The organism is Streptomyces sp. NPDC030840 (genome assembly GCF_055572015.1).
The window spans coordinates 481,253-502,600 of the sequence record NZ_JBVIEE010000001.1; the positions used below are offsets into that span (position 1 = coordinate 481,253).

General features: G+C 70.5%; 21 protein-coding genes. 11 read left to right on the forward strand and 10 right to left on the reverse strand.

What is annotated here, in order from left to right; genetic code table 11:
• Positions 1 to 39: 39 nt before the first annotated feature.
• Positions 40 to 1,668, reverse strand: coding sequence for an ABC transporter substrate-binding protein (locus tag ACZ49J_RS01990; RefSeq protein ID WP_467447275.1), 1,629 nt, complete (start codon positions 1,666 to 1,668; stop codon positions 40 to 42).
• A gap of 216 nt (positions 1,669 to 1,884) precedes the next feature.
• Here ACZ49J_RS01990 and ACZ49J_RS01995 point away from each other — a divergent pair, with 216 nt between their 5' ends.
• Together ACZ49J_RS01995 and ACZ49J_RS02000 are read left to right on the forward strand one after the other, a co-directional pair.
• On the forward strand, positions 1,885 to 2,625 hold the full coding sequence (locus ACZ49J_RS01995) for a FadR/GntR family transcriptional regulator (RefSeq protein WP_467447683.1): 741 nt from the start codon (positions 1,885 to 1,887) through the stop codon (positions 2,623 to 2,625).
• Between the two features lie 89 nt (positions 2,626 to 2,714).
• On the forward strand, positions 2,715 to 3,155 hold the full coding sequence (locus ACZ49J_RS02000; RefSeq protein WP_467447276.1) for a protein-tyrosine phosphatase family protein: 441 nt from the start codon (positions 2,715 to 2,717) through the stop codon (positions 3,153 to 3,155).
• 16 nt (positions 3,156 to 3,171) lie between these two features.
• Here ACZ49J_RS02000 and ACZ49J_RS02005 read toward each other — a convergent pair whose 3' ends face one another.
• The gene (locus tag ACZ49J_RS02005; protein ID WP_467447277.1) at positions 3,172 to 4,005 is read right to left on the reverse strand and encodes an isoprenyl transferase; all 834 of its coding nucleotides are present in this window, start codon (positions 4,003 to 4,005) and stop codon (positions 3,172 to 3,174) included.
• 56 nt (positions 4,006 to 4,061) lie between these two features.
• Positions 4,062 to 4,811 carry a DNA repair protein RecO gene (recO, locus tag ACZ49J_RS02010; protein ID WP_467447278.1) on the reverse strand — a complete coding sequence of 250 codons (750 nt, stop codon included), beginning with the start codon at positions 4,809 to 4,811 and terminating at the stop codon, positions 4,062 to 4,064.
• Positions 4,812 to 5,016: 205 nt separating this feature from the next.
• Between recO and ACZ49J_RS02015 the strand changes: the two genes are divergently transcribed.
• Positions 5,017 to 5,397: a hypothetical protein gene (locus ACZ49J_RS02015; protein ID WP_467447280.1), complete on the forward strand. Its 381-nt coding sequence runs from the start codon at positions 5,017 to 5,019 to the stop codon at positions 5,395 to 5,397.
• Position 5,398: 1 nt separating this feature from the next.
• Positions 5,399 to 6,019, forward strand: coding sequence for a hypothetical protein (locus ACZ49J_RS02020; protein WP_467447281.1), 621 nt, complete (start codon positions 5,399 to 5,401; stop codon positions 6,017 to 6,019).
• A gap of 21 nt (positions 6,020 to 6,040) precedes the next feature.
• Here ACZ49J_RS02020 and ACZ49J_RS02025 read toward each other — a convergent pair whose 3' ends face one another.
• The 3 genes from ACZ49J_RS02025 to ACZ49J_RS02035 all read right to left on the reverse strand — a co-directional run bounded on the left by ACZ49J_RS02025 (position 6,041) and on the right by ACZ49J_RS02035 (position 7,847).
• A complete protein-coding gene (locus ACZ49J_RS02025) occupies positions 6,041 to 7,204 on the reverse strand; it encodes a M48 family metalloprotease (RefSeq protein WP_467447283.1) in 1,164 nt (387 codons plus the stop codon).
• Between the two features lie 188 nt (positions 7,205 to 7,392).
• A complete protein-coding gene (locus ACZ49J_RS02030) occupies positions 7,393 to 7,623 on the reverse strand; it encodes a hypothetical protein (RefSeq protein ID WP_467447284.1) in 231 nt (76 codons plus the stop codon).
• Positions 7,620 to 7,847, reverse strand: coding sequence for a hypothetical protein (locus tag ACZ49J_RS02035; RefSeq protein ID WP_467447286.1), 228 nt, complete (start codon positions 7,845 to 7,847; stop codon positions 7,620 to 7,622). The genes ACZ49J_RS02030 and ACZ49J_RS02035 overlap by 4 nt, the downstream gene beginning before the upstream one ends.
• A gap of 114 nt (positions 7,848 to 7,961) precedes the next feature.
• On the opposite strand from ACZ49J_RS02035, the gene ACZ49J_RS02040 reads away from it, so the two are divergent.
• The 6 genes from ACZ49J_RS02040 (at position 7,962) to ACZ49J_RS02065 (ending at position 16,344) form a co-directional block, all read left to right on the forward strand.
• Positions 7,962 to 8,795, forward strand: coding sequence for a helix-turn-helix domain-containing protein (locus ACZ49J_RS02040; RefSeq protein WP_467447288.1), 834 nt, complete (start codon positions 7,962 to 7,964; stop codon positions 8,793 to 8,795).
• A complete protein-coding gene (locus ACZ49J_RS02045) occupies positions 8,777 to 8,998 on the forward strand; it encodes a DUF397 domain-containing protein (protein ID WP_467447289.1) in 222 nt (73 codons plus the stop codon). The genes ACZ49J_RS02040 and ACZ49J_RS02045 overlap by 19 nt, the downstream gene beginning before the upstream one ends.
• A gap of 203 nt (positions 8,999 to 9,201) precedes the next feature.
• Positions 9,202 to 12,330, forward strand: coding sequence for an AfsR/SARP family transcriptional regulator (locus tag ACZ49J_RS02050; RefSeq protein WP_467447290.1), 3,129 nt, complete (start codon positions 9,202 to 9,204; stop codon positions 12,328 to 12,330).
• A gap of 296 nt (positions 12,331 to 12,626) precedes the next feature.
• Positions 12,627 to 13,256 carry a M15 family metallopeptidase gene (locus tag ACZ49J_RS02055; RefSeq protein ID WP_467447292.1) on the forward strand — a complete coding sequence of 210 codons (630 nt, stop codon included), beginning with the start codon at positions 12,627 to 12,629 and terminating at the stop codon, positions 13,254 to 13,256.
• A gap of 286 nt (positions 13,257 to 13,542) precedes the next feature.
• A complete protein-coding gene (locus ACZ49J_RS02060; RefSeq protein WP_467447293.1) occupies positions 13,543 to 14,937 on the forward strand; it encodes a prolyl oligopeptidase family serine peptidase in 1,395 nt (464 codons plus the stop codon).
• A gap of 135 nt (positions 14,938 to 15,072) precedes the next feature.
• Positions 15,073 to 16,344 (forward strand): poly(ethylene terephthalate) hydrolase family protein, encoded by a 1,272-nt coding sequence (locus tag ACZ49J_RS02065; protein WP_467447294.1) that lies wholly within the window; start codon positions 15,073 to 15,075, stop codon positions 16,342 to 16,344.
• A 106-nt stretch (positions 16,345 to 16,450) separates the two neighbouring features.
• Here ACZ49J_RS02065 and ACZ49J_RS02070 read toward each other — a convergent pair whose 3' ends face one another.
• From ACZ49J_RS02070 to ACZ49J_RS02085, 4 genes are read right to left on the reverse strand one after another with little or no spacing between them, the layout of a single operon-like run.
• On the reverse strand, positions 16,451 to 16,867 hold the full coding sequence (locus ACZ49J_RS02070; RefSeq protein ID WP_467447296.1) for a Fur family transcriptional regulator: 417 nt from the start codon (positions 16,865 to 16,867) through the stop codon (positions 16,451 to 16,453).
• Positions 16,868 to 16,926: 59 nt separating this feature from the next.
• Positions 16,927 to 17,856, reverse strand: a complete 930-nt coding sequence (locus ACZ49J_RS02075; RefSeq protein ID WP_467447297.1) for a metal ABC transporter permease — start codon at positions 17,854 to 17,856, stop codon at positions 16,927 to 16,929.
• A gap of 14 nt (positions 17,857 to 17,870) precedes the next feature.
• Entirely contained in the window at positions 17,871 to 18,653 is a 783-nt protein-coding gene (locus tag ACZ49J_RS02080) for a metal ABC transporter ATP-binding protein (protein WP_467447298.1), read from the reverse strand.
• Between the two features lie 19 nt (positions 18,654 to 18,672).
• A complete protein-coding gene (locus ACZ49J_RS02085; protein WP_467447299.1) occupies positions 18,673 to 19,644 on the reverse strand; it encodes a metal ABC transporter substrate-binding protein in 972 nt (323 codons plus the stop codon).
• A 229-nt stretch (positions 19,645 to 19,873) separates the two neighbouring features.
• Between ACZ49J_RS02085 and ACZ49J_RS02090 the strand changes: the two genes are divergently transcribed.
• On the forward strand, positions 19,874 to 21,253 hold the full coding sequence (locus ACZ49J_RS02090; protein WP_467447300.1) for a glycine--tRNA ligase: 1,380 nt from the start codon (positions 19,874 to 19,876) through the stop codon (positions 21,251 to 21,253).
• Positions 21,254 to 21,348 lie beyond the last annotated feature (95 nt).

Here is a 21,348-nt window from a genome sequence, read left to right on the forward strand (position 1 = left end):
CGCCAGACGAACGCAGCCCCCACGGCGCACCCGCGAAAGCTAGACCCACTTCGCCTGAAGCACATTGATCCCGGGATAGGGCTGCGCCCTTATCCCGGACAGCCGCTTCGGATCCCACGCCGTCATCAACTCGGTGTGCACCACCGGATACAAGACGGCTTGCTCTGCCACGACGTCGACGTAGTCCTGGATCATCGCCTTCTTCTTCTCGGCGTCCGGCTCCCGCGCCGCCTTGTCCATGTCCTTGAAGAGCTGCCTGGCCACGGAGTCGTCGGCCCACCGGGTGTACTGCATCCAGAGGTTCGTCGGCGTGTAGTTGTACCGCATGATCAGATCGGCATCGAGCCCGAACTGGTTGGGATTCGAGGCCGCGGCCACCACCTGGTAGTCCTGCTTCTGGTCCATCTTCGTGAAGACGGCCGTGGTCTCCTGCGGCGACAGCGTGGTCTCGACGCCGATCGCGTCCCAGGACGACTTGATGGTCGGCAGGCAGTCGACGATCCAGCTCACGTTCACCGCGAGGATGTCGATCTTCAGCCCCTTGACCCCGGCCTCCCTCAGCAGCTGCCTGGCCCTGTCGGGGTCGTAGTCGTACACGGTCTTCGCCCGCCGGTACGTGGGGTTGGCCTCGTTCAGGAACGACGAGGACGGCGTCCCGTGCCCCTTCAGCGCCACCCGCACCATGTTCTCGGTGTCGATGGCGTAGTGCAGCGCCTGCCGGACCCGTACGTCGTCGAAGGGCTTGTGCCGGGTGTTGAACATCAGGAAGAGGTTGTTCATCCCCGAGCCGCCCTTCACCGTCAGCCCGCCCTTCTCGAGCTGCGTGATGTTGGCGTACGGGATGTTGTCGGCGATCTGGGCGCCGGCGCTCGCACCCGAGATCCTGGCGACGCGCGGGGCGGCGTCCACGATGGTCAGCCAGTTCATCTTCTTGAAGGCGGGCTTGCGCGGGCCGTTGTAGCCGGAGTACGCCTCGAACGTGGTGTTGGACTTCGGGTGGTGCGCCGTCTGCCGGTACGGACCCGAGCCGATCGCCTTGCCCTTGATGGCGTCCTCCCACGCGCCCGGCTGGGAGAACACGTGCTTCGGCATGATCTTCGCGAGGGTCAGCCGTGAGATGCCTTCCGGGAAGGGGAAGTTCAGCACGAGCTCGACGTTCTGCGCGTCGATCTTCCTCACTTCCCTCAGCCAGCCGGCGAAGAAGCCCTTGGCGAGGGTCTGCGTCTTCGGATCGAGAATCCGGTCGAACACGAACACGACGTCGTCGGCGGTGACCGGCTTCCCGTCGTGGAACGTGGCGCCCGCCCGCAGCGTGAACCTCCACGACGTGCCGCCGAGGTCGCTCGGCACCTCGGTGGCGAGGGCCGCGTACGGCTCGCGCGAGATGGGGTCGGTGTCGAGGAGGCCCTCGTAGATGTGGTTGTTGGCGGCCATGCAGAAGGCGGACGCGGTCTGGGTCGGGTCCCAGCTGCCGTCGTTGCCGTAGCCGATGACGGCGGTCAGCGTTCCGTTCCCGCCGCCCGAGTCACCGGTGTCGTTGGTGGACTCGGGCCCGGACGAGCAGGCGGTCAACGACGAGGAGATGGCGGCGGCGGCACCCAGCGCGCCGGAGTACTTCAGGAACGACCGGCGGTGCAGCGCCGGCACGTCGGGGGTCACGTCGCGCACGGTTCCTCCAGCAGCAGCGATTGATCCGAAGCGATTGATCGAGGCGATTGATCCGAGGAGATACGACGTCCTACGTCCAGGTGGCAGCGTGACCTTAAGAGGGGCCGTGGAGGGGGTCAAGGGATCGCGCACGAATGGCGTATCTTCCAGAGGTGCGACCAATGGCAAGGCGAAATCCGTCCGGAGGTGGGACGTCGGATGTCCAGCGAGCGTACGATGCGGCGCATGTCTCAGGAGACCGGGAACCGGCGCCGGCCCGAGCGGCGGGTGAGCAGCCAGATCCAGCGTGACGTGGTGCAGCTGATCCTCGACCGAAAACTCCGGGCGGGCGCGCCGCTGCCCACCGAGACGGAGCTGATGGAGGACCTCGGCGTGAGCCGGAACTCCGTCCGTGAGGCCCTCAAGGCACTCCAGGCCCTCGACATAGTCGACATCCGGCACGGCTACGGCACCTACGTGGGCGAAGCCTCCCTCACCCCCCTGGTCGACGGACTGACCTTCCGTACGCTCGCCCGGCCCGACGACGATCCGGGCGCCCTCGCCGAGATCCTCCAGGTGCGCGAGGTGCTGGAGGAGGGCCTGATCCGCCGGGTCGCGGCCACGCTGTCCGACGCCGAGCTGGACCGCCTGGAAGCCGTGGTCGACCGCATGGAGGCGGCCGGGAAGGCGGGGGAGCCCTTCCCCGAACTCGACCGCGAGTTCCACGAGCTGCTGTACGCGCCCCTCGGCAACGCGCTCGTGCCGCAGCTGCTCGGCGCCTTCTGGAGCGTCTTCCGCAGGGTCTCGGGCGCGCGCGGCTGGACGGACGACCCGTCGCCCGAGCTCACGGTGCGTCGCCACCGCGACATCGTCACGGCCCTGCGCGCCCACGACGTCGAGGCCGCCCAGCGCGCGATGGCCGACCACTTCCGCGGTATCGAGGCGCGGGCGGCACAGGAGTCGCGCGGCGTCGGCTGACGACCGACCGGACCCGCCCTGAATGCCGCCCGCACCCCGCCCTGCCTGAATCCCGCCTTCCGTCCCCGCCCGGTGCCTAGGCTGGCCCGATGACCGAGCCCTGGAACCCGACGGACCCCGGCGTGCTGCGCCTGCCCTCAGGACGCCTGGTGCGCGGCCGCGGTCTGCGCAACCCCCTGCCGGACGGCCCGGCGCCCACGTACGCCCTGTACCTCCTCGGCAAGCGGCCACCCGAAGTCCCGTGGAACGCCGACTGGTTGCGCTGGCCCGACTTCCGCCTGCCCAGCGACCGCGCCCGGGCCGGTGAGCTGCTCCGGGACGCCTGGTCCCGCGCCGCGACCGAGCGCGTGGAACTGGCCTGCGGCGGCGGTCGCGGCCGTACGGGCACCGCCCTGGCCTGCCTCGCGGTCCTGGACGGCGTACCTGCCGAGGAGGCGGTCGCGTACGTGCGCGAGCACTACGACCGGCACGCGGTGGAGACCCCGTGGCAGCGGCGGTACGTACGGCACTTCGCGGTCCCCGTCGTCTGACAGGGCGCGACCGGACCTACTGCTGCTTGCCCTCCATCGCCAGGAGCTCCTCGTTGGGGACGGCACCCCCGAAGCGGCGGTCGCGTGAGGCGAACTCCACGCACGCGCGCCACAGATCGCGCCGGTCGAAGTCGGGCCACAGGACGTCCTGGAAGACCATCTCGGCGTAGGCGCTCTGCCAGATCAGGTAGTTGGAGGTGCGCTGCTCGCCGCTCGGGCGCAGGAACAGGTCCACCTCGGGCATGTCCGGGTAGTAGAGGTACCGCGCGAAGGTCTTCTCGTTGACCTTCGCCGGGTCGAGCCGGCCGGCCTTCACGTCCTCCGCGAGGGCCCGCGCCGCGTCGGCGATCTCCGCACGGCCGCCGTAGTTCATGCAGAAGTACAGCGTGAGCCGGTCGTTGTCCTTGGTCTGTTCCTGGGCGACCTGGAGCTCCTTGGCGACCGACTTCCACAACTTGGGCATACGGCCCACCCAGCGCACCCGGATGCCGAGCTCGTCGAGCGTGTCGCGGGTCTTGCGGATGAAGTCGCGGTTGAAGTTCATCAGGAAGCGCACCTCGTCGGGCGAGCGCTTCCAGTTCTCGGTGGAGAAGGCGTACAGCGAGATGTTCCCGACACCCATCTCGACGGCGCCCTGGAGCACGTCCAGCACGCACTCGGCACCGACCTTGTGCCCCTCGGTGCGCGGCAGTCCGCGCTCCTTGGCCCAGCGGCCGTTGCCGTCCATGACGATCGCCACATGGTTGGGTACCAGCTCGCCGGGCAGCTTCGGCGGGCGGGCGCCGGACGGGTGCGGCTCCGGCGTCCTGTACTCGCGGCGCTGGCGCCCCAGGATCCCGCGTACGACCATGTGCTTCTCGTCTCCTCGTGCTTGCTGCTTCTTCTCGGTTCCAGGTCAGGTCAGGGTCAGGACTTCTCGACGTACCGCAGGGAGCGCAGCCCGCGCTCCAGGTGCCAGTGCAGGTACGCGGACACCAGTCCGTTCCCCTCCCGCACGTACCGCGGCTCGCACGCGTCCGCCGTCTCCCAGTCTCCCGTGAGCAGCGCGCCGAGCAGTTCGAGGGCCTGGGGAGACGGTACGACACTGCCGGGCACCCGGCAGTCCGCGCACACGGACCCCCCGGACGCCACCGAGAAGAACCGGTTCGGGCCCGGCAGCCCGCACTTCGCACAGTCGCTGAAGCTGGGCGCGTACCCGTTCACGGCGAGGGAACGGAGCAGGAACGCGTCGAGAACGAGGTGCGGGGCGTGCTCACCGCGGGCGAGGGTGCGCAGGCCGCCGACGAGCAGCAGGTACTGCTGTACGGCGGGCTCCCCCTCGTGGTCGGTGAACCGCTCGGCGGTCTCCAGCATCGCCGTCCCGGCCGTGTAGCGGGCGTAGTCGGCGACGATGCCGCCGCCGTACGGAGCGATGGTCTCGCTCTGCGTGCACAAGGGCAGCCCGCGGCCGACGAGTTCGCCGCCGCGGGCGAAGAACTGCACGTCCACGTGGGAGAAGGGTTCGAGGCGGGCACCGAACTTGGACTTGGTGCGGCGTACGCCCCGGGCCACGGCCCGTACGCGGCCGTGACCCCGTGTGAGCAGCGTGATGATCCGGTCCGCCTCACCCAGCTTCTGGGTGCGCAGCACGATGCCGTCGTCGCGGAACAGACTCATGGGGTCCATTCTGACCTACGGATGGACGGGCCGGGGTCTGTCGTCAAGTGGCTCGAGAGTCCCAGCGACACGCCGTGAGCGCGGTGTGCCGCTGGGACTGAGAAGCCGATTTGTCTTGCCCTGTGGGTCGCCAACCGCATCGCTCCCGACCGTTCGCCCGAGCCGGTGGCGCTATGTTGAGGCGGCAACGCACGGGGAGGCGGATGTGACCGATCAGACGGAGATACCGTACAGGGCGGCTTCGGAGCCGGAATGGAACGTACTCGCGGCCGCCATGGTCGAGGCTGGGACGGCACGGGTCAGTCTGCACCCGGACGAGAGTGCTCCTGAAGTGATCATGGTGAGCGGGCCGTGCCCTTGCTGCGGGCACGACACAGTGTTCTCCGAGCGGCTCATGGCCTATTCCAGCGCCTTACCGGGCGGGGCCCGGCGCGGTCTGCTGTCCTGGGCCATGCATCGGGTCGTCGTCGAGCAGGGCGCGCGGGACATCGAGGTGATCTGCGACTGCAGGACCGTCCACCCCGACGCGGGGGAGAACCAAGGGTGCGGGGCGTCCTGGGTACTGCACGTCGAGTGGGGGCTGTGACGTGGGCATCCGTGTGACGCCCGGCGCACCGAGCACTCCGGCGAGCCGACTGCGCGCGGAGGAATCACGCCGCCTGCTGGACGGCGAGCTGACCCGCGTACGGGCCCAGGCGGAAAGCTGGCGCAACGGGCTCGCGGCCCTGCTCGCCCTGTTGACCTCGGTCGGCGTGATCAAGGGTCCCGACACCGTCCAGGGACTGTCCCCGTGGGCCCGGGGCGCGGTGGGGCTCCTGCTTCTGACGGGGCTGGTGCTGGCGGCCGGCGGGGCGTTCTTCGCGATGCGGGCGGCCTTCGGACTCCCGAAGCGCAGGCTCACTGCGGGCTCGCTGGAGGAGTTGCTCACCTATGAACGTCTCAGCGCGCGCAGGGCCGTCACCGATCTTCGGCTGGCCATCTGGGCCGGGTTCATCGCGCTCGCTGTGGTGACCGCTGGAGTGGGCCTGACCTGGTACGGCGATCGGCCCAAGCCGGGGGTGAAGGTGGTGGACACCAACGGCCGCGTGCTGTGCGGAACGCTCGTGGCAGTGGATTCCCATGACGTGCGGGTGCGCGTGGGCGGGGTGGAACGGCGGATGCGGACGGAGCGGATCGCCTCTGCCACGTCCGTGGCGGCCTGCCCATAGGCGGCGGCCCTGGCAGTCGCACTACTGGGACGCCGTCCTTCTCCAGCGGGCGTGAGGACGGACGCCTTTGAGGTGCAGTTGCAGGACCTCGGGGGCGGTCCGCTCCCAGAGCAACTCCACGACCCGGCGGTACCCCTCGCCCAGAGCGATGGCCCGCTCCGCATGTTTCGAGGTCTGCTGCTCCCTGATGTCCATGCGTATGACCTCGCGCCGCTGCGACGCCGGCGGATGGGTGCGGGACCCGTGTGCCTCAGCGGCTCGTCCGGTCAGCAGCAGGGACAGGGCCCGCGTCAGCACGTCGTATGCCGAGAAGAACAGCTCGACACCCGCATGGGCGAGTTCCGCGCTGACGCCGTCCTGGTTCATCGCCCGGACGGACAGGTACCAGCCGAGTACATCGGCTCGGTGCTCCTGCACCCAACTCCAGGTGACCTCGGTGAGTTCCGGGCCCGAGTCACCCAGCAACTGGCGGTGCGTCCTGCCGTCTGCCAGGTGGCCGTCCAGCACATGACCGTATTCGTGGCCGAGAACGAAGAGTTCCATTGCCCGGCAGAAGATGGAGGCCAGGTTGCGGACCTTGGGCGGAGGGAAGTACTGCGGGGCGCCGCCCGGTTCGCCGCGCAGAAGATAGGCGAGGACGACCTCCTGGAACCGGCGCACGGCTTCGGGCGCGTCCCGAAGATGCCGTCGGACGGCTGCGACATCGGTGTCGGCTGCCAGCTTTCCGTTGCCGATGTCCGTGATGGGCGTCGCCAGTGTCACCGCCTTGCTGAACAGGTTGGCGAAGTCGAACAGTTGGTCCTCGAAGACCACGAGATACTCGGTGGAACCGGGTACGACGAGACTCACGGCGTTGATGTCGCCTGTCGCGAGTGAGCCGAGGACGGGGCGGGTGAAGGGCGGCCGGATGTGCCGTTCGAGGTCGTCCGCGAGGCTGTGGATGAGGAAGTAGCCCGGGAAGTGCTCCTCGGGGCCGGGCGGAGGCCAGTGGTCCGGGAGACGGCTCATGCGGTGGAGGACGTACTCCGGGTCCATGGTCCCCTTGGGCAGACCACGCCTCGCGAAGTGGCGCAGCATCTCACGAGACCGCTCGATGGAGTACCGCCCCGTTGCGCCGCGTGTCTCGTGGACCATTGCCTGCAGCTTCCACAAGTAGGCCTCTGCCTGGCTCGGTCCTGCCGTCATCGTGCTTCTCCCGTGTGCCTGCCGGGCGCCAACGGTATAAGGCAACCCGGCTGCTCCGTACGGCCTTTGGCGTGGAGTCGGCCGAAAGTCGGTCCTCAGGTACCCGAAGGTCCGAGCCGCGCGGGGCGGAGCTGGAGGTCCGGCACCGCCCGGCGTTCGAGGAAGGGGCGGCCGGGCCGAGCAGGCCTTCACGGCACCTCGCCCCTGCTCCGCGCGTTCTCGTACGCCGTCGCCGCCCGCAGCCGTTCTATCGTCGTCGCGGCCCGCAGGGACTCGGGCGCGCAGTCCCACTCCCGGCCCCCTCCCACCGGTCTCAGCTGCACGTAGGGCCCCTCGTGCCCCATGACCCGGCCCACCTGTCCGCTGCGGGTGTCGACGGCGTACGACCCGACCGGCGGCTTCTTCCCGGCACCGCTCACCGCAACGCCGCCGCGAGGCGTGCCGCGACGGCGACGGAACAGCGGCCCAGATCCACCAGCGGACAGGGCGCCTCTCGCGCGAGGGTCGCCGGGTCGATTCCCAGTGACGGCAACACGATTCCGGCTCTCGCGAGTGCCTGCCGCAATTCCTCCACCGTTTCCTCCGCCTCTTCGACGCAGAGCGCCGAGTGCCGTCCCCCGAGTGATGCGTTCGCTGCCTTCACGGTGCTCCCCTGAGCTGTCGGGTTTCACTCTTCGCATCTCTATAGTGACGCTCCGCGTCTACACTCGGCAGGAGTCTGTGCTCTACAAGTGCTCGGCAGTGCAAAGGGGTTGCCGTGGGCAACGGTTCGCGTCAGGCCGCGTGGGAGTTCTTCGGGGCCGAGTTGAAACGGCGCCGGGAAGACGCGGGGTTCACGCAGGTGGAGTTGGGGGCGCGGGTATTCGTCTCCGGCGGTTACATCGGCCAGTTCGAACAGGCCATTCGCAAGCCGCAGTTGGATGTGGCCCAGCGGATTGACGAGGTGCTGGGTGCCGAGGGGTTCTTCGAGCGCACGTGGCGAAAGCTGATTGATGACAAGCGGTACGCGGATTACTTCGCGGCGGTTGTGGAGCTGGAGCGGACGGCGACGAAGATCTGCGAGTTCGCGCCCGCTGTGATTCCAGGTCTGCTGCAGACGGCAGAGTACGCGCGGGCGGTCACGCTGGCGGCCAACCCGTTCGTCACCGACGAGCACGTGGAAGAGAAGGTGGCCGCCCGGCTGGAGCGCGCCGACATCCTGGACGACGCTACAAGGCCCGAGTATTGGGCGATCCTGCACGAGAACACGCTGCGGGTGCCCGTCGGCGGTCCTTTGGCCATGGCCGGGCAACTGGAGCACGTCACCGCGTTGGCACAGGAGCGGAAGGTGCTGGCGATGGTGGTCCCCCGCTCGGCGGGAGCGTGTGCCTCCATGGCGGCGATGATGCAGCTCATGGAGTTCGAGGACGCGCCGCCAACCCTCTATACAGAGACGTCGTTCTCGGGTGACCTGCTTGACAACCCGGCTGTGGTGAAGCGGGCCCAGCGCGCCTACGATCTGCTCAGGGGCGCCGCGCTGTCGCCGGAGGCGTCCCTCGCCCTGATCGACTCGGCGGCTGAGGACCACAGACGATGCGCGAGTACGACCTGAGCACCACCCGCTGGCGCAAGAGCAGCTACAGCAACGGCGAGGGCGGCAGCTGCGTCGAAGTAGCCGACGGAGTCCCCGGCATCGTCCCCGTCCGCGACAGCAAGTCCCCCCACGGCCCCGTCCTCCTCATCTCCCCGGTCGCCTGGGCCGAGTTCGTCGGCGCCGTGGCTGAGCTGGGTGAGAGGGCACAAGTTCTCAAGTGACCCGAGCGAGCCGCCGGCGGGAAATCTCCGCCGGTTCCGCTCCGAACGCTCGTCGAATGGCCTCCAGGGCCCCTGCTTTTCAGCAATTTCCTCGTGCATCATGTGTTCCGGGAAACCACGACGCCCTACCCGCGCGTCACCCGTTGCGTGCGCAACCGCTGTCGCTGATGGCTGTGATCCGACGGCACGGAAGATGGGGACCCTTGGAGCTGGAATACCGCTTGCTCGGCCCGGTCGAGGCGTGGTGGGGCGGCACGCCCGTGCGTCTCGGCGGGCCCAAGCCGCGGGCGCTGCTGGCCGTGCTGCTGCTGCGCGCCGGGCAGGTCGTGCCCGCTGACGCGCTCGTCGACGCCATCTGGGGCGAGGAACCGCCCGACACGGCGCGGGCGCTGGTGCAGTCGTACGTCTCGGCGCTGCGGCGCGCCCTGCCCGGGGAGGCGGGAGAGACGATCGAGACGCGGTCGCCGGGGTACGTGCTGGAGCCGGGGCCCGGGCGGGTCGATCTCGTACGGTTCGAGGAGCTGACCGCTCAGGGGCGGCGGGCCGCCGCCGAGGGTGATCACCGCTCTGCCGCACGGTCCCTGCGTGAGGCGCTGGCGCTGTGGAGGGGGCCGGCGCTCGGCGGGGTCGGGGGCGCGCTGCGCGGTGAGGCCGTACGGCTGGAGGAGGCCCGGCAGGCGGCGCTGGAGGAGCGGATCTCCGCCGAGCTGGAGATCGCCGGGCAGGAGGCGGACCTCGCGACGGAACTCACCGCGCTGGTCGCGGCCCATCCCACGCGGGAGCGGCTGCGCGGCCAGCTCATGCTCGCGCTCTACCGGCTGGGCCGGCAGGCCGACGCCCTCGCGGTGTACGGCGAGGGGCGCGCCGTTCTCGCCGACGAACTGGGCATCGATCCGGGTCCCGAGCTGAACCGGATGCACGAGGCGGTGCTGCGGGCCGATCCCGGGCTGCTTCCCGGACGGCGGGCCGCCGGCACCGGCCCGGCCGCCCGTACGGGCGCCGCGCCGCGGCCGGTGTCGCTGCTGCCGCCCGCGCTCGGCGACTTCACGGGACGGGAGGCGGAGTCGGCTCAGGTGGCCGAGTGGCTGACCGGGCCGCGCGGCGCGATGCCCGTGGTCGTGGTGTCCGGGCCCGCGGGCGTCGGGAAGTCCGCCCTCGCCGTGCAGGCCGCCCACCGGGTCGCGGAACGGTATCCGGACGGCCAGCTCTACGCCGAGCTGCACGGCTTCAGCGAGCCCGTGCCGCCGGGGGAGGTCCTCGGGCGGCTGCTGCGCGCACTGGGCGCCGATCCGCCCGAGGACCCGGCCGAACGCGGCGACCTCTTCCGCAGCCTCGTCGCGGGGCGCCGCATCCTGCTGGTCCTCGACGACGCGGGCAGCGAGTCGCAGGTGCGTCCGCTGCTGCCGGGCAGCGCGAGCTGCGGGGTGCTGGTGACCTCGCGGACACGGCTCGGCGGGCTCGTCGGCGCCCGCCGGACCGACCTCGACGTCCTGGACGACGTCCGGGGGCTGGAACTGCTGACCCGGGTCATCGGCACCACGTGGGGCGATGGGCGGGAGGAATCCGCCGCGCGGCGGATCGTCGACCTGTGCGGCGGGCTGCCCCTGGCCCTGCGCATCGCCGGAGCGCGGCTGGCGATCCGCCGCCACTGGACGCCCAGCATGCTCGCCGACCGCCTCGCGGACGAACACCGCCGGCTCGACGAGCTGTCCGTGGGCGACCTGGAGGTACGGGCGAGCCTCGGCCTCAGCTACCGGGCGCTGGACGGCAGCGCCCGCCGCGTGCTGCGCCGCCTCGCCACGCTGGGCTCCACCGACGTCGCCGCCTGGACGGTGGCCGCGCTCGCCGACGTACCGGAGGACGAGGCGGAGGAGGTGCTGGAACGGCTCGTGGACGCCCAGCTGCTGCACTGCCCCGGCACGGACCCGGTCGGCCAGCCCCGCTACCGCCTCCACGACCTGGTCCGCGTCTACGCCGCGGAACGAGCCGAGGCAGAGGACTCCGCCCCCGACCGCACCGCCGCCGTGGGCCGCGCCCTGACCGCCGGCCTGTACCTGATGGACCGCGTCACGGAGGCGGCGCCGCCGGGAGCGGTGATACTGCGCCAGAGCCGCGCGGCCGCCGAGGGCCCGTACGACGACCTCGCCGGTCGTGACAAGCCGCCCGGCCCTTCCGCCACGCAGCCACCTTCCACCCCCCAGACCGCCGTCAGCGCCCGGACCACCGAGCGGGTCCTCGCCGACCCGTTCACCTGGTTCGACGCCGAGGCGGGCGCGCTGACCACGGCCGTCGAACGGGCCGCCGCGCTCGGGCTGCACACACTGGCCTGTGAGGCCGCGGCCACGCTGTGCTCGTCCTCGTTCGCCATCAGCAGCCGCTTCGACGCCTGGTGGCGCAGCCACGACGCCGCCCTCGCCGCTGCCCGGCGCGCCGAGGACCTCTGGGGCGAGGCCCTGCTGCTCATCGGCCTGGGCCAGCTCCGCTACGAACAGGACCGCTGCGCCGAGGCACTGGACTACTTCCAGCAGGCGGAGCGGCTCTGCGCGGACCTCGGTGACGTACGCGGCCGCTCCGCCGCCCTGACCGGCCTCGGCAGTGCCTGCCGTGAGCTGGGCGAACTGCGCGCCGCCGAGCGCGCCCTCGCCGACGCCGCCGACGGCTTCCGGCGGCTCGGCGACGACACCGGCATCGGTCTCGCCTGCCGGTACGCCGGTTCCGTACGCCTGGAACTCGGCGACCACGGCACGGCCCTCACCCTCCTCGACGAATCGCTGGAGGCGTACCGGCGGCAGGGCAGCCGCCGTGGCGAGGCCCTCGCGCTGCGCACGCTCAGCCTCATCCACCGGTCCCTCGGCGCGTACGAGACGGCGGCGGGGCTGGCGGGGCGGGCGCGGGAGATCCTGCTGGCCCTCGGGGACCCGCTGATGGCCGCGTACTGCGCGCGGGCGTGGGCCAAGGCGCGGCTGCGCCTCGGTCGTACCGGGGAGGCGGAGTCGGCGCTGCGCGCGGCGCTCGGTGTCTGCCGGGCCCACCAGGACCGTTTCGGCGAGGCGCTGACCCTGCGCACACTCGGCGAGTGCGCGCTGGCCGACGGCCGCCCCGCCGAGGCGGAACGACTGCTGACCGCGTCGATCGCCGGCTGGGACGTGCTGGACCTGCGCCTCCCGCGCGCCCGCGCCCTGCGGGACCTGTCCACGGCGCGCGAGGCGCTGGGCGACGGGGCGGGGGCGGCGGCGCTGCGCGCGGAGGCGACCGCCGTGTTCACCGCCTGCGAGGCCCGCGAACGCGACGAGCCCTGGCCCCGGCCGCCCGAACTGTCACAAAGGTCCTAGGCACCCCTGGAGATCGCAACGTCTTGCCGGGGACTTGCAGAGAACTTGCAGCGGCCTGCGCCAACCTCATGGGTGTCGGGGGACAACTGGTCGGCCGGGTGAGTCCTCACCACCCGGCCGACCAAGGGGCACCACCCAGCCAGGGGGAAGCCAGGCACAGCCCGGGGGAGTTCCGGGGCAGGGGCATCGGGGCACGACTGTCCCTGCCCCGGGGCATCACCACGCGACCGCAGATCGCCTCGACCCGCCCGCATCGCCGTACACCTGTACGCCCGAACCGCCGCGAGAGACGACGCATGCCCCCGATCATCCTCATGAACGATCCCGCGGTCGCCGGTGTCCCCGTGCGGGACTGCGGTGAACCCCTCGTCGATCTGCGGGAGTTGCCCTTCGTGGCCGTGGACTCCCGGCAGGCCGACCCCGAGGGCGCCTACGCGATGGTCCGCGAGGGCGTCGCCTGGCGGCTGGCCCGCGCGGCGCGGCTGCTCCCCGACGGCGTACGACTGCTGGTCACCGAGGGATATCGTCCGCTCGCCCTCCAGGTCACCTACTTCGAGGCGCACGCGGCGAGCCGTTCCCTGCCCTCCCCGGAGAGCGGCCCGCACGTCGCCGGCGCGGCCGTGCACCTCACCCTGTGCACGGCCTCGGGCGAGGAACTCGACCTCGGCACGCGGGTCGGCGCGAGCCCCGAGGAGAGCGCGGACGCCTGCCACACCGACGCCCCGGACATCTCCGGCGAGGCCCGCCGCAACCGCCGCGTCCTCTCCGCCGCGCTCACCACGGCAGGCCTGGTCAACTACCCCACCGAGTGGTGGCACTGGTCCTACGGCGACCGCTACTGGGCCCTCATGACCGGGGCTCCGGCGGCCTGCTACGGCCCGGTGGACGACGTCCGCGCACAGCGGCCCGCCAGGCAGGGCTCCTAGGGCCCTCCGTGGACGCCGCCGGTTGACGCAGGGTGGTGACCCGCGTGGGCGACGGTCACAGGGCGCTGCCGCCCGCATAGATGCACGTATCGCATGGACAGATCTCGGTTTGTTGCTGGACACCGATCCGTTGGTGCTCGGAAACTCTCGCGTAACACCTCGGCCCGCCCCGCTCAGCTTCCACGCACCGCCGCCGAGTGCCGCCCCGGGAAAGCGAGCGCCGCCATGCCGGCAGCCCTGGGTTTCGCCGCGATCGCCGTCTGCCACCGACCGAGACGAGGACCCCATGAGACGGATCACCAGACGCACGGTGCTCGCCGTCACCGCAGGTGCGGTCGCGGCGCCGGCCGTGAGTACGCCGGCCGCCGAGGCCGCCGCCCCCGCGGGAGCCACATCTCCAGGACGACAAGCGGCCCCAGGACGCAATCCGGTCCTGCGAACGGACCTCGTCACGCGGGTGACCCCGAGGAACAACTGGCTGGTGACAGCCGTCGCCATCCAGTACTCGCACCGCATCGACCTACGCGGCGGGGTGATCCCGTCCTCGGCCTTCCAGGTGAAGGCCACTGTGGGCGGGCAGACCGCGGCTCGCACGGTGACCCGGGTCTACACCAACACCGCCGCCGAGGTGGACGACCGGTCCCGGCCCGGACGGCCGGGGGACTACCTGATCATCGAACTCGACCCGAACGACTCCAACGCGCGGGCCGCCGGCACCGATCCCCTCCCGCTCGACCGCGCCTACTCCGTCAGACAGGTGGCGGACGTGCGTACGCCGGACGGTGACCCGGTACTGAAGGCCGGTCCCTTCGCGGTCCGGAACGACGACGTCGTCACTCCCGTGGTCGACGACTTCACCGCCGGGTCGTTCACCGACTCCGCGGGGTTCGAACTGGACTTCCGGCTGTACCGGCCCCAGGGATTCGCGGGGAACCCTCGGACGCGCACCCGGTACCCGCTCGTCGTCACCCTGCACGGCGGTGGCGAAGTCGCGGACAACAACATGACCCAGCTCACGTCCAACCGGATCGCGGTCACGTTCGCCAAGCCGGAACGACAGCGCCGCAACCCCGCGTTCGTCCTCTCTCCGCAGATCCCCCTGCCCCGTCCCATGGACGGCCCCGACGGCACGGACTGGACCGACGCCAAGGTCCAGGGCGCGCTGATCGAACTCATCGACACCTTCGTGAGCGAGCACTCCCGGAACGTGGACACGGCCCGGCTCTATCTCGTCGGCCTGTCCTCGGGTGGGCGCGGTATCTACAGCCTGCTGGCGAAGCGACCCGACGTGTTCGCGGCTGCCCTGCCCACGGCCGGCTGGGGCGACGCGGCCACCATGGAAAGGATCACGCACATCCCGATCTGGGCCGACCACTCCGTCGACGATCCGGTCGTCCCCTACCGGGAAGGCCGGTTCGGCAAGCCCGGCACCTGGACACTGATGAACGCGCTGGAGACCGCCGGCGCACGGGTCAGCCGTGGGGAGTGGGCCAACGATCTGCCGAAGGCACAGTTCGAGGCCCGGTCCCGGGAGCTCCTGAAGCAGGCGCGGGCCGCGCGCAGCCACATCCTGTTCACGAGCTACACGCCCGGAACGACACCGGTGAACCCCCACCTCTCATGGGCCCAGACGTACGAGAACGACGTGGTCATCGACTGGCTCTTCGAGCAGTCCCGCTGATCCTGCCGCCCTCACCTACGGGCGTACCTCGCTGTCCGGTTACCGCGCTCTCACCGCTTCCCCGGAGGTAGACCGATGCGTTCATTCCGTCGTTCGACCAGCACGACCGCACCGTTACGGACCCGACCCCGTGCCATGACGGCACTGGTCGCACTGGCGACCACCATCGGCCTGGCGCTGGCCCTGCTGACAGCCGCGGCCCCGCCCGCGGCCGCCGCCGACCTGCTGTCCCAGGGCAAGCCCGCGACCTCCTCGTCCACGGAGAACGCGTCCACCCCCGCGTCGGCGGCCGTGGACGGCGACACCCGGACGCGCTGGTCGAGCACGTTCAGCGATCCGCAGTGGCTGCGAGTGGACCTGGGCACCACCGCCACCATCAGCCAGGTGGTGCTGCGCTGGGAGGCCGCGTACGCCCGCGCGTTCCGCATCCAGACCTCCGACGACGGCACCACCTGGACCACCGTCTACTCGACCACGACGGGCACCGGCGGCGTGCAGACCCTCGACGTGAACGGCGACGGCCGGTACGTCCGCGTACAGGGCACCCAGCGCGGCACCGCCTACGGCTACTCGCTGTGGGAGTTCCAGGTGTACGGCTCCGGTGGTGGCGTCCCTCCGGGCAACGGGATCCCCGACCCGACGACCGCTTCCCTGGAGGCCCCCAACGGGCCGCTGACCACCGCCGAGTACACCGTTCCCAGCCCGAGCGGATACGGCTCAGGAACCGTCACGTACCCCACGGCCAGTGGCTCGTACCCGGGCGTCGTGCTGATGCCGGGTTATCAGGGCACACAGCAGAACCTGCGGTGGCTCGCACCCCGCCTCGCCTCCTGGGGCTTCGTCGTCATCAACGTCGGAACCAACACGCTCACCGACGACCCCGCCTCACGCGGCCGTCAGATCACCGCAGCCGGCACCCAGCTGCTCGCGCTCGGCAACGCCACCGGCAACCCGCTGTCGGGGAAGCTCAACGGCACCCTGGGCGCGGCCGGTCACTCGATGGGCGGCGGTGGCGTCATGGCGGCCCTCCGGGACGACTCACGCTTCCGGGCGGGCGTACCCACAGCCCCGTACTACCCGAACGCGAACTTCTCCGGCGTCACCGACCCCACCTTCTTCCTGACCTGTCAGAGCGACCCTGTCGCCCACGGCGACACCTACGCGCTGCCCTGGTACAACTCCATGTCCCAGGCCGAGAAGCTCTACATCGAGGTTCCGGGCGACCATCTGTGTCCGATGACGGGCTATGGCGACAAGGCCAAGCAGGGCAAGTGGATCGTGTCGTTCCTCAGCCTCTGGCTGCGTGCCGACACCCGCTTCAGCCAGTTCCTGTGCGGTCCCGTGCGTGATGCCGACAAGAACAACACATCCCTGGTCACGCGCTGGACGGACACCTGCCCGTTCTGACCGGCTCGCTCGGATCGCTCCGCGGCCCGGGCACGGGCCGCGAGGGGGCCGCCGGCACCGCGGGGCCTCGCCCCGCGGACCTCCACCCGCGCGCAACCCACACCGCTCAACCGCCGGAGGCCCCCGCACAGTCGGCGCACGTGCCGAAGATCTCCACCGTGTGGGCCACGTTCACGTACCCGTGCTCCGCCGCGATCGCGTCCGCCCACTTCTCCACCGCGGGCCCCTCCACCTCGACGGCCTTGCCGCAGACACGGCAGACCAGGTGGTGGTGATGCTCCCCCGTGGAGCAGCGGCGGTACACCGACTCACCGTCGGAGGTGCGCAGGACATCCACCTCGCCCGCGTCGGCGAGGGACTGCAAGGTGCGGTACACGGTGGTCAGCCCGACCGAGTCGCCCTTGTGCTTGAGCATGTCGTGGAGCTCCTGCGCACTGCGGAACTCCTCGACCTCGTCGAGCGCCGCCGCCACGGCTGCACGCTGCCGGGTGGCACGACCCCGTACGGGTCCAGCGGTCGTCACCGTCGCCTCCTCACGTCTGCGCTTTGCCGGGCCATTGTGCCAGTCCGGGCTGAGAGGAGTCAGACGCCGATGCCGTCCCTCCCCGCCGGGGAACCGCCACCGGCCTGAGCCGTCGCCCTGCCCGCCTCCGGGATCGCGCACTCCGCCGGATCGCCCGCCCCGTGTTCCAGCACCCGCGCCCTCCGCCGCGCCAGCGGCGCCGCCAGTGCCGTGAGCAGCAGGAACGCCCCGATGGTCAGCAGCACGATCGTCGCCCCGGGCGGCACGTCCTGGTAGTAGGACGTGACCGTGCCGCTGATCGTCACCGTCACCCCGATGGCCACCGCGATCGCGAACGTCGCCGCGAAGCTCCGGCTGAGCTGCTGCGCCGCCGCCACGGGCACCACCATCAGGGCGGAGACGAGCAGGAGGCCGACCACCCGCATCGCGACCGTCACCGTCACCGCCGCCGTCACCGCCGTGAGCAGGTTGAGCGCCCGCACCGGCAGGCCCGTGACCCGCGCGAACTCCTCGTCCTGGCTCACCGCGAACAGCTGGCGGCGCAGACCGATCGTCACGAGCACCACGAAGGCCGCCAGCAGGCAGATCGCCGTCACGTCCGACGGCGACACCGTCGACAGGGAGCCGAAGAGGTACGAGGTGAGGTTCGCGGTGGAGCCCGTCGGCGCGAGGTTGATGAACATCACACCGCCCGCCATGCCCCCGTAGAAGAGCATCGCCAGCGCGATGTCGCCGCGCGTCCGCCCGTACCAGCGGATCAGCTCCATGAGCACCGCGCCCAGCACGGACACCAGCGTCGCCATCCACACCGGGGACCAGGACAGGAGGAAGCCCAGGCCCACACCCGTCATCGCCACGTGGCCGATGCCGTCGCCCATCAGGGCCTGGCGGCGCTGGACGAGGTAGATGCCGATCGCGGGGGCGGTGATGCCGACGAGGACGGCGGCGAGCAGCGCCCGCTGCATGAAGGCGTAGTTCAGGAGGTCCATGGTTCAGTGCCTTCTCAGCTCAGCAGGCCCGTACGGATGGGTTCCGCGCCCGGAGCCGCGTGCGGGTGGACGTGGTCGTGGCCGGGCAGCGCGTGCTGGCCGACCGCCTTGGGAGGCGGGCCGTCGTGGACCACGCAGCCGTCGCGCAGGACGACCGCGCGGTCGATCAGCGGCTCCAGCGGCCCGAGTTCGTGCAGGACGAGGAGGACGGTCGCGCCCTTGCCCACCTGCTCCCGCAGGGTCTCGGCCAGCACCTCCTGGCTGGCGAGGTCGACGCCCGCCATCGGCTCGTCCATGATCAGCAACTCGGGCTCGCAGGCGAGGGCGCGGGCGATCAGGACGCGCTGGTGCTGGCCGCCGGAGAGGGCGTTCACGGAGTCCTTCGCCCGGTCCGCCATGCCGACCAGGGTCAGGGCGCGGCGTATCGCCTCGTGGTCGGCCTTGCGCAGGACGCCGAACCGGGCGCGCGACAGCCGGCCCGAGGCGACCACCTCCGTCACCGTCGCCGGGACGCCGCCCGCGGCCGTGGTGCGCTGCGGCACGTACCCGACCCGCTTCCAGTCGGAGAAACGGGCGCGCGGGGTCCCGAAGATCTCGATCTCGCCCGCGCCGACCGGCACCTGGCCGATGATGCTGCGGACGGCCGTCGACTTGCCGGAGCCGTTGGCGCCGAGCAGCGCGACGACCTCACCGCGACGCACGGTGAGGTCGATGCCGCGCAGGACGGTGCGCGAGCCCAGCTCGGCACGGACGCCGCGCAGGGATATGACGGCCTCGGTGACGGGCTCGTCGCTCATCCTTACGTCCTCCACAGGGTCACTTGGCGCCCAGTGCGGTCTGCAGCGCCTTGAGGTTGGCTTCCTGCACCGAGAAGTAGTCCTTGCCCCGGGACTTGGACGTGATGCCCTCGATGGGATCGAGCACGTCCGTCTTCAGGTTCGCGTCCTTGGCGACGGTCTTCGCGGTCTTGTCGCTGACGAGGGTCTCGTAGAAGACGGTGGAGACGCCGTCGGCCTTCGCCATCTTCTCAAGCTCCTTCACGCGGGCGGCGCTCGGCTCCGACTCGGGGTCGAGGCCGGCGATGGCCTCCTCGGTCAGGCCGTAGCGCTCGGCGAGGTAGCCGAAGGCGGCGTGGGTGGTGATGAAGACCTTGGTCTTCGTGTTCTTCAGGCCGTTCCTGAACTGCGAGTCGAGCGCGCCGAGCCTCTCGACCAGTTCCTCGGTGTTCGTCTTGTAGACGTCCGCGTGGTCCGGGTCGGCCTTCTCGAAGGCGGCGCCGACGCCCTTGGCGACCTCGGCGTACTTCACCGGGTCGAGCCAGATGTGGGGGTCCTTGCCGCCCTCCTCCTCGCCGTGCTCGTCGTCGTGTTCGGCCGCGTGGCCGCCGACCTCGTTGCCGTGCTCCTCCAGGGAGGTCAGCGTCGTGGCGTCGATCTTCGTCTTGACCCCGGACTGGGAGACCGCGTCGTCGACGGAGGGCTGGAGGCCCTTGAGGTAGAGGACCGCGTCCGACTCCTGCAGCTGCGCGGTCTGCTTGGCGCTGATCTCCAGGTCGTGCGGCTCCTGGCCGGGCTGGGTGAGACTGGTGACGTTGGCGTACTTCCCGCCGATCTGCTCGGCGAGGAAGGCCATCGGGTAGAACGACGCCACGACGTCGAACTTGTCCGTGTTGCCCGTGGCCGCGGACGAGTCCGAGCACGCGGTGAGGGTTCCGAGGCCGAGGACGGTGGCCGCCGCGACTGCGGTCCCGGATATGACAGAGCGACGGTGTCGTCGTACTACGTTCATGACAGTCATTTTCACCAAAGTTGGAAATGATTGTCAACAAGCCTCCGGTAAGAGACCGGAGTAAGGCCGGGGTAAGGGGACGGTGACCGTTTTGCGGCATCTCCTGACCGAACCGATTTGATTGGAGGGGAGCCTCCGCCGGTAACCTGAAGCATTCGCTCTGAGGCGCATCGCTTCCCTCCCGGAGCGCATCCGCTTCGTCGCCCGTCGTCGTAATGAAGAGAGCACCGTGGCCGCCGACAAGATCGACACCATCGTCAGCCTGAGCAAGCGCCGTGGCTTCGTATTCCCGTGCAGCGAGATCTACGGTGGCCAGCGTGCCGCCTGGGACTACGGACCGCTGGGTGTCGAGCTCAAGGAGAACATCAAGCGCCAGTGGTGGCGCTACATGGTGACGTCGCGCGAGGACGTCGTCGGTATCGACTCCTCCGTGATCCTGGCGACCGAGGTCTGGGTCGCCTCCGGCCACGTCGCGACCTTCACCGACCCGCTCACCGAGTGCACCTCCTGTCACAAGCGGTTCCGCGCGGACCACCTGGAGGAGGCGTACGAGGCGAAGCACGGCCGCATGCCCGAGAGCCTCGCCGAGGTCAACTGCCCGAACTGCGGCAACAAGGGCCAGTTCACCGAGCCCAAGCAGTTCTCCGGCCTGCTCTCCACCCACCTCGGCCCCACGCAGGACTCCGGCTCCATCGCCTACCTGCGCCCCGAGACCGCCCAGGGCATCTTCACCAACTTCGCCCAGGTGCAGACCTCCTCGCGCCGCAAGCCGCCGTTCGGCATCGCGCAGATGGGCAAGTCGTTCCGCAACGAGATCACGCCGGGCAACTTCATCTTCCGCACCCGCGAGTTCGAGCAGATGGAGATGGAGTTCTTCGTCAAGCCGGGCGAGGACGAGAAGTGGCACGAGTACTGGATGCAGGAGCGCTGGAACTGGTACACGGGCCTGGGCCTGCGTGAAGAGAACATGCGCTGGTACGAGCACCCGCAGGAGAAGCTCTCCCACTACTCCAAGCGCACCGCCGACATCGAGTACCGCTTCCGCTTCGGCGGCAGCGAGTGGGGCGAGCTGGAGGGTGTCGCCAACCGCACGGACTACGACCTGGGCGCCCACTCCAAGGCGTCGGGCCAGGACCTGTCGTACTTCGACCAGGAGGCCGGCGAGCGCTGGACGCCGTACGTGATCGAGCCGGCGGCCGGTGTGGGGCGCACCATGCTGGCCTTCCTCCTGGACGCGTACGTCGAGGACGAGGCGCCCAACGCCAAGGGCAAGATGGAGAAGCGCGTGGTGCTGCGCCTCGACCCGCGGCTCGCCCCCGTCAAGGTCGCCGTGCTGCCGCTGTCCCGCAACCCGGAGCTGTCCCCGAAGGCGAAGGGGCTCGCGCAGGCGCTGCGGCAGCACTGGAACATCGAGTTCGACGACGCGGGGGCGATCGGCCGGCGGTACCGGCGCCAGGACGAGATCGGGACGCCGTTCTGTGTGACGGTGGACTTCGACACGCTGGACGACAACGCGGTCACTGTTCGTGAGCGGGACTCGATGAAGCAGGAGCGGGTGTCGCTGGACCAGATCGAGGGGTACCTGGCGGGGCGTCTCATCGGCTGCTAGTCGCGCGCATCTGAAGGCGGGCTGAAATACCCCGGTTCTGTCACGTCCGTAACGGATGTAACAGAACCGGGGTTTTCGCAATCCCGGGGACAAAC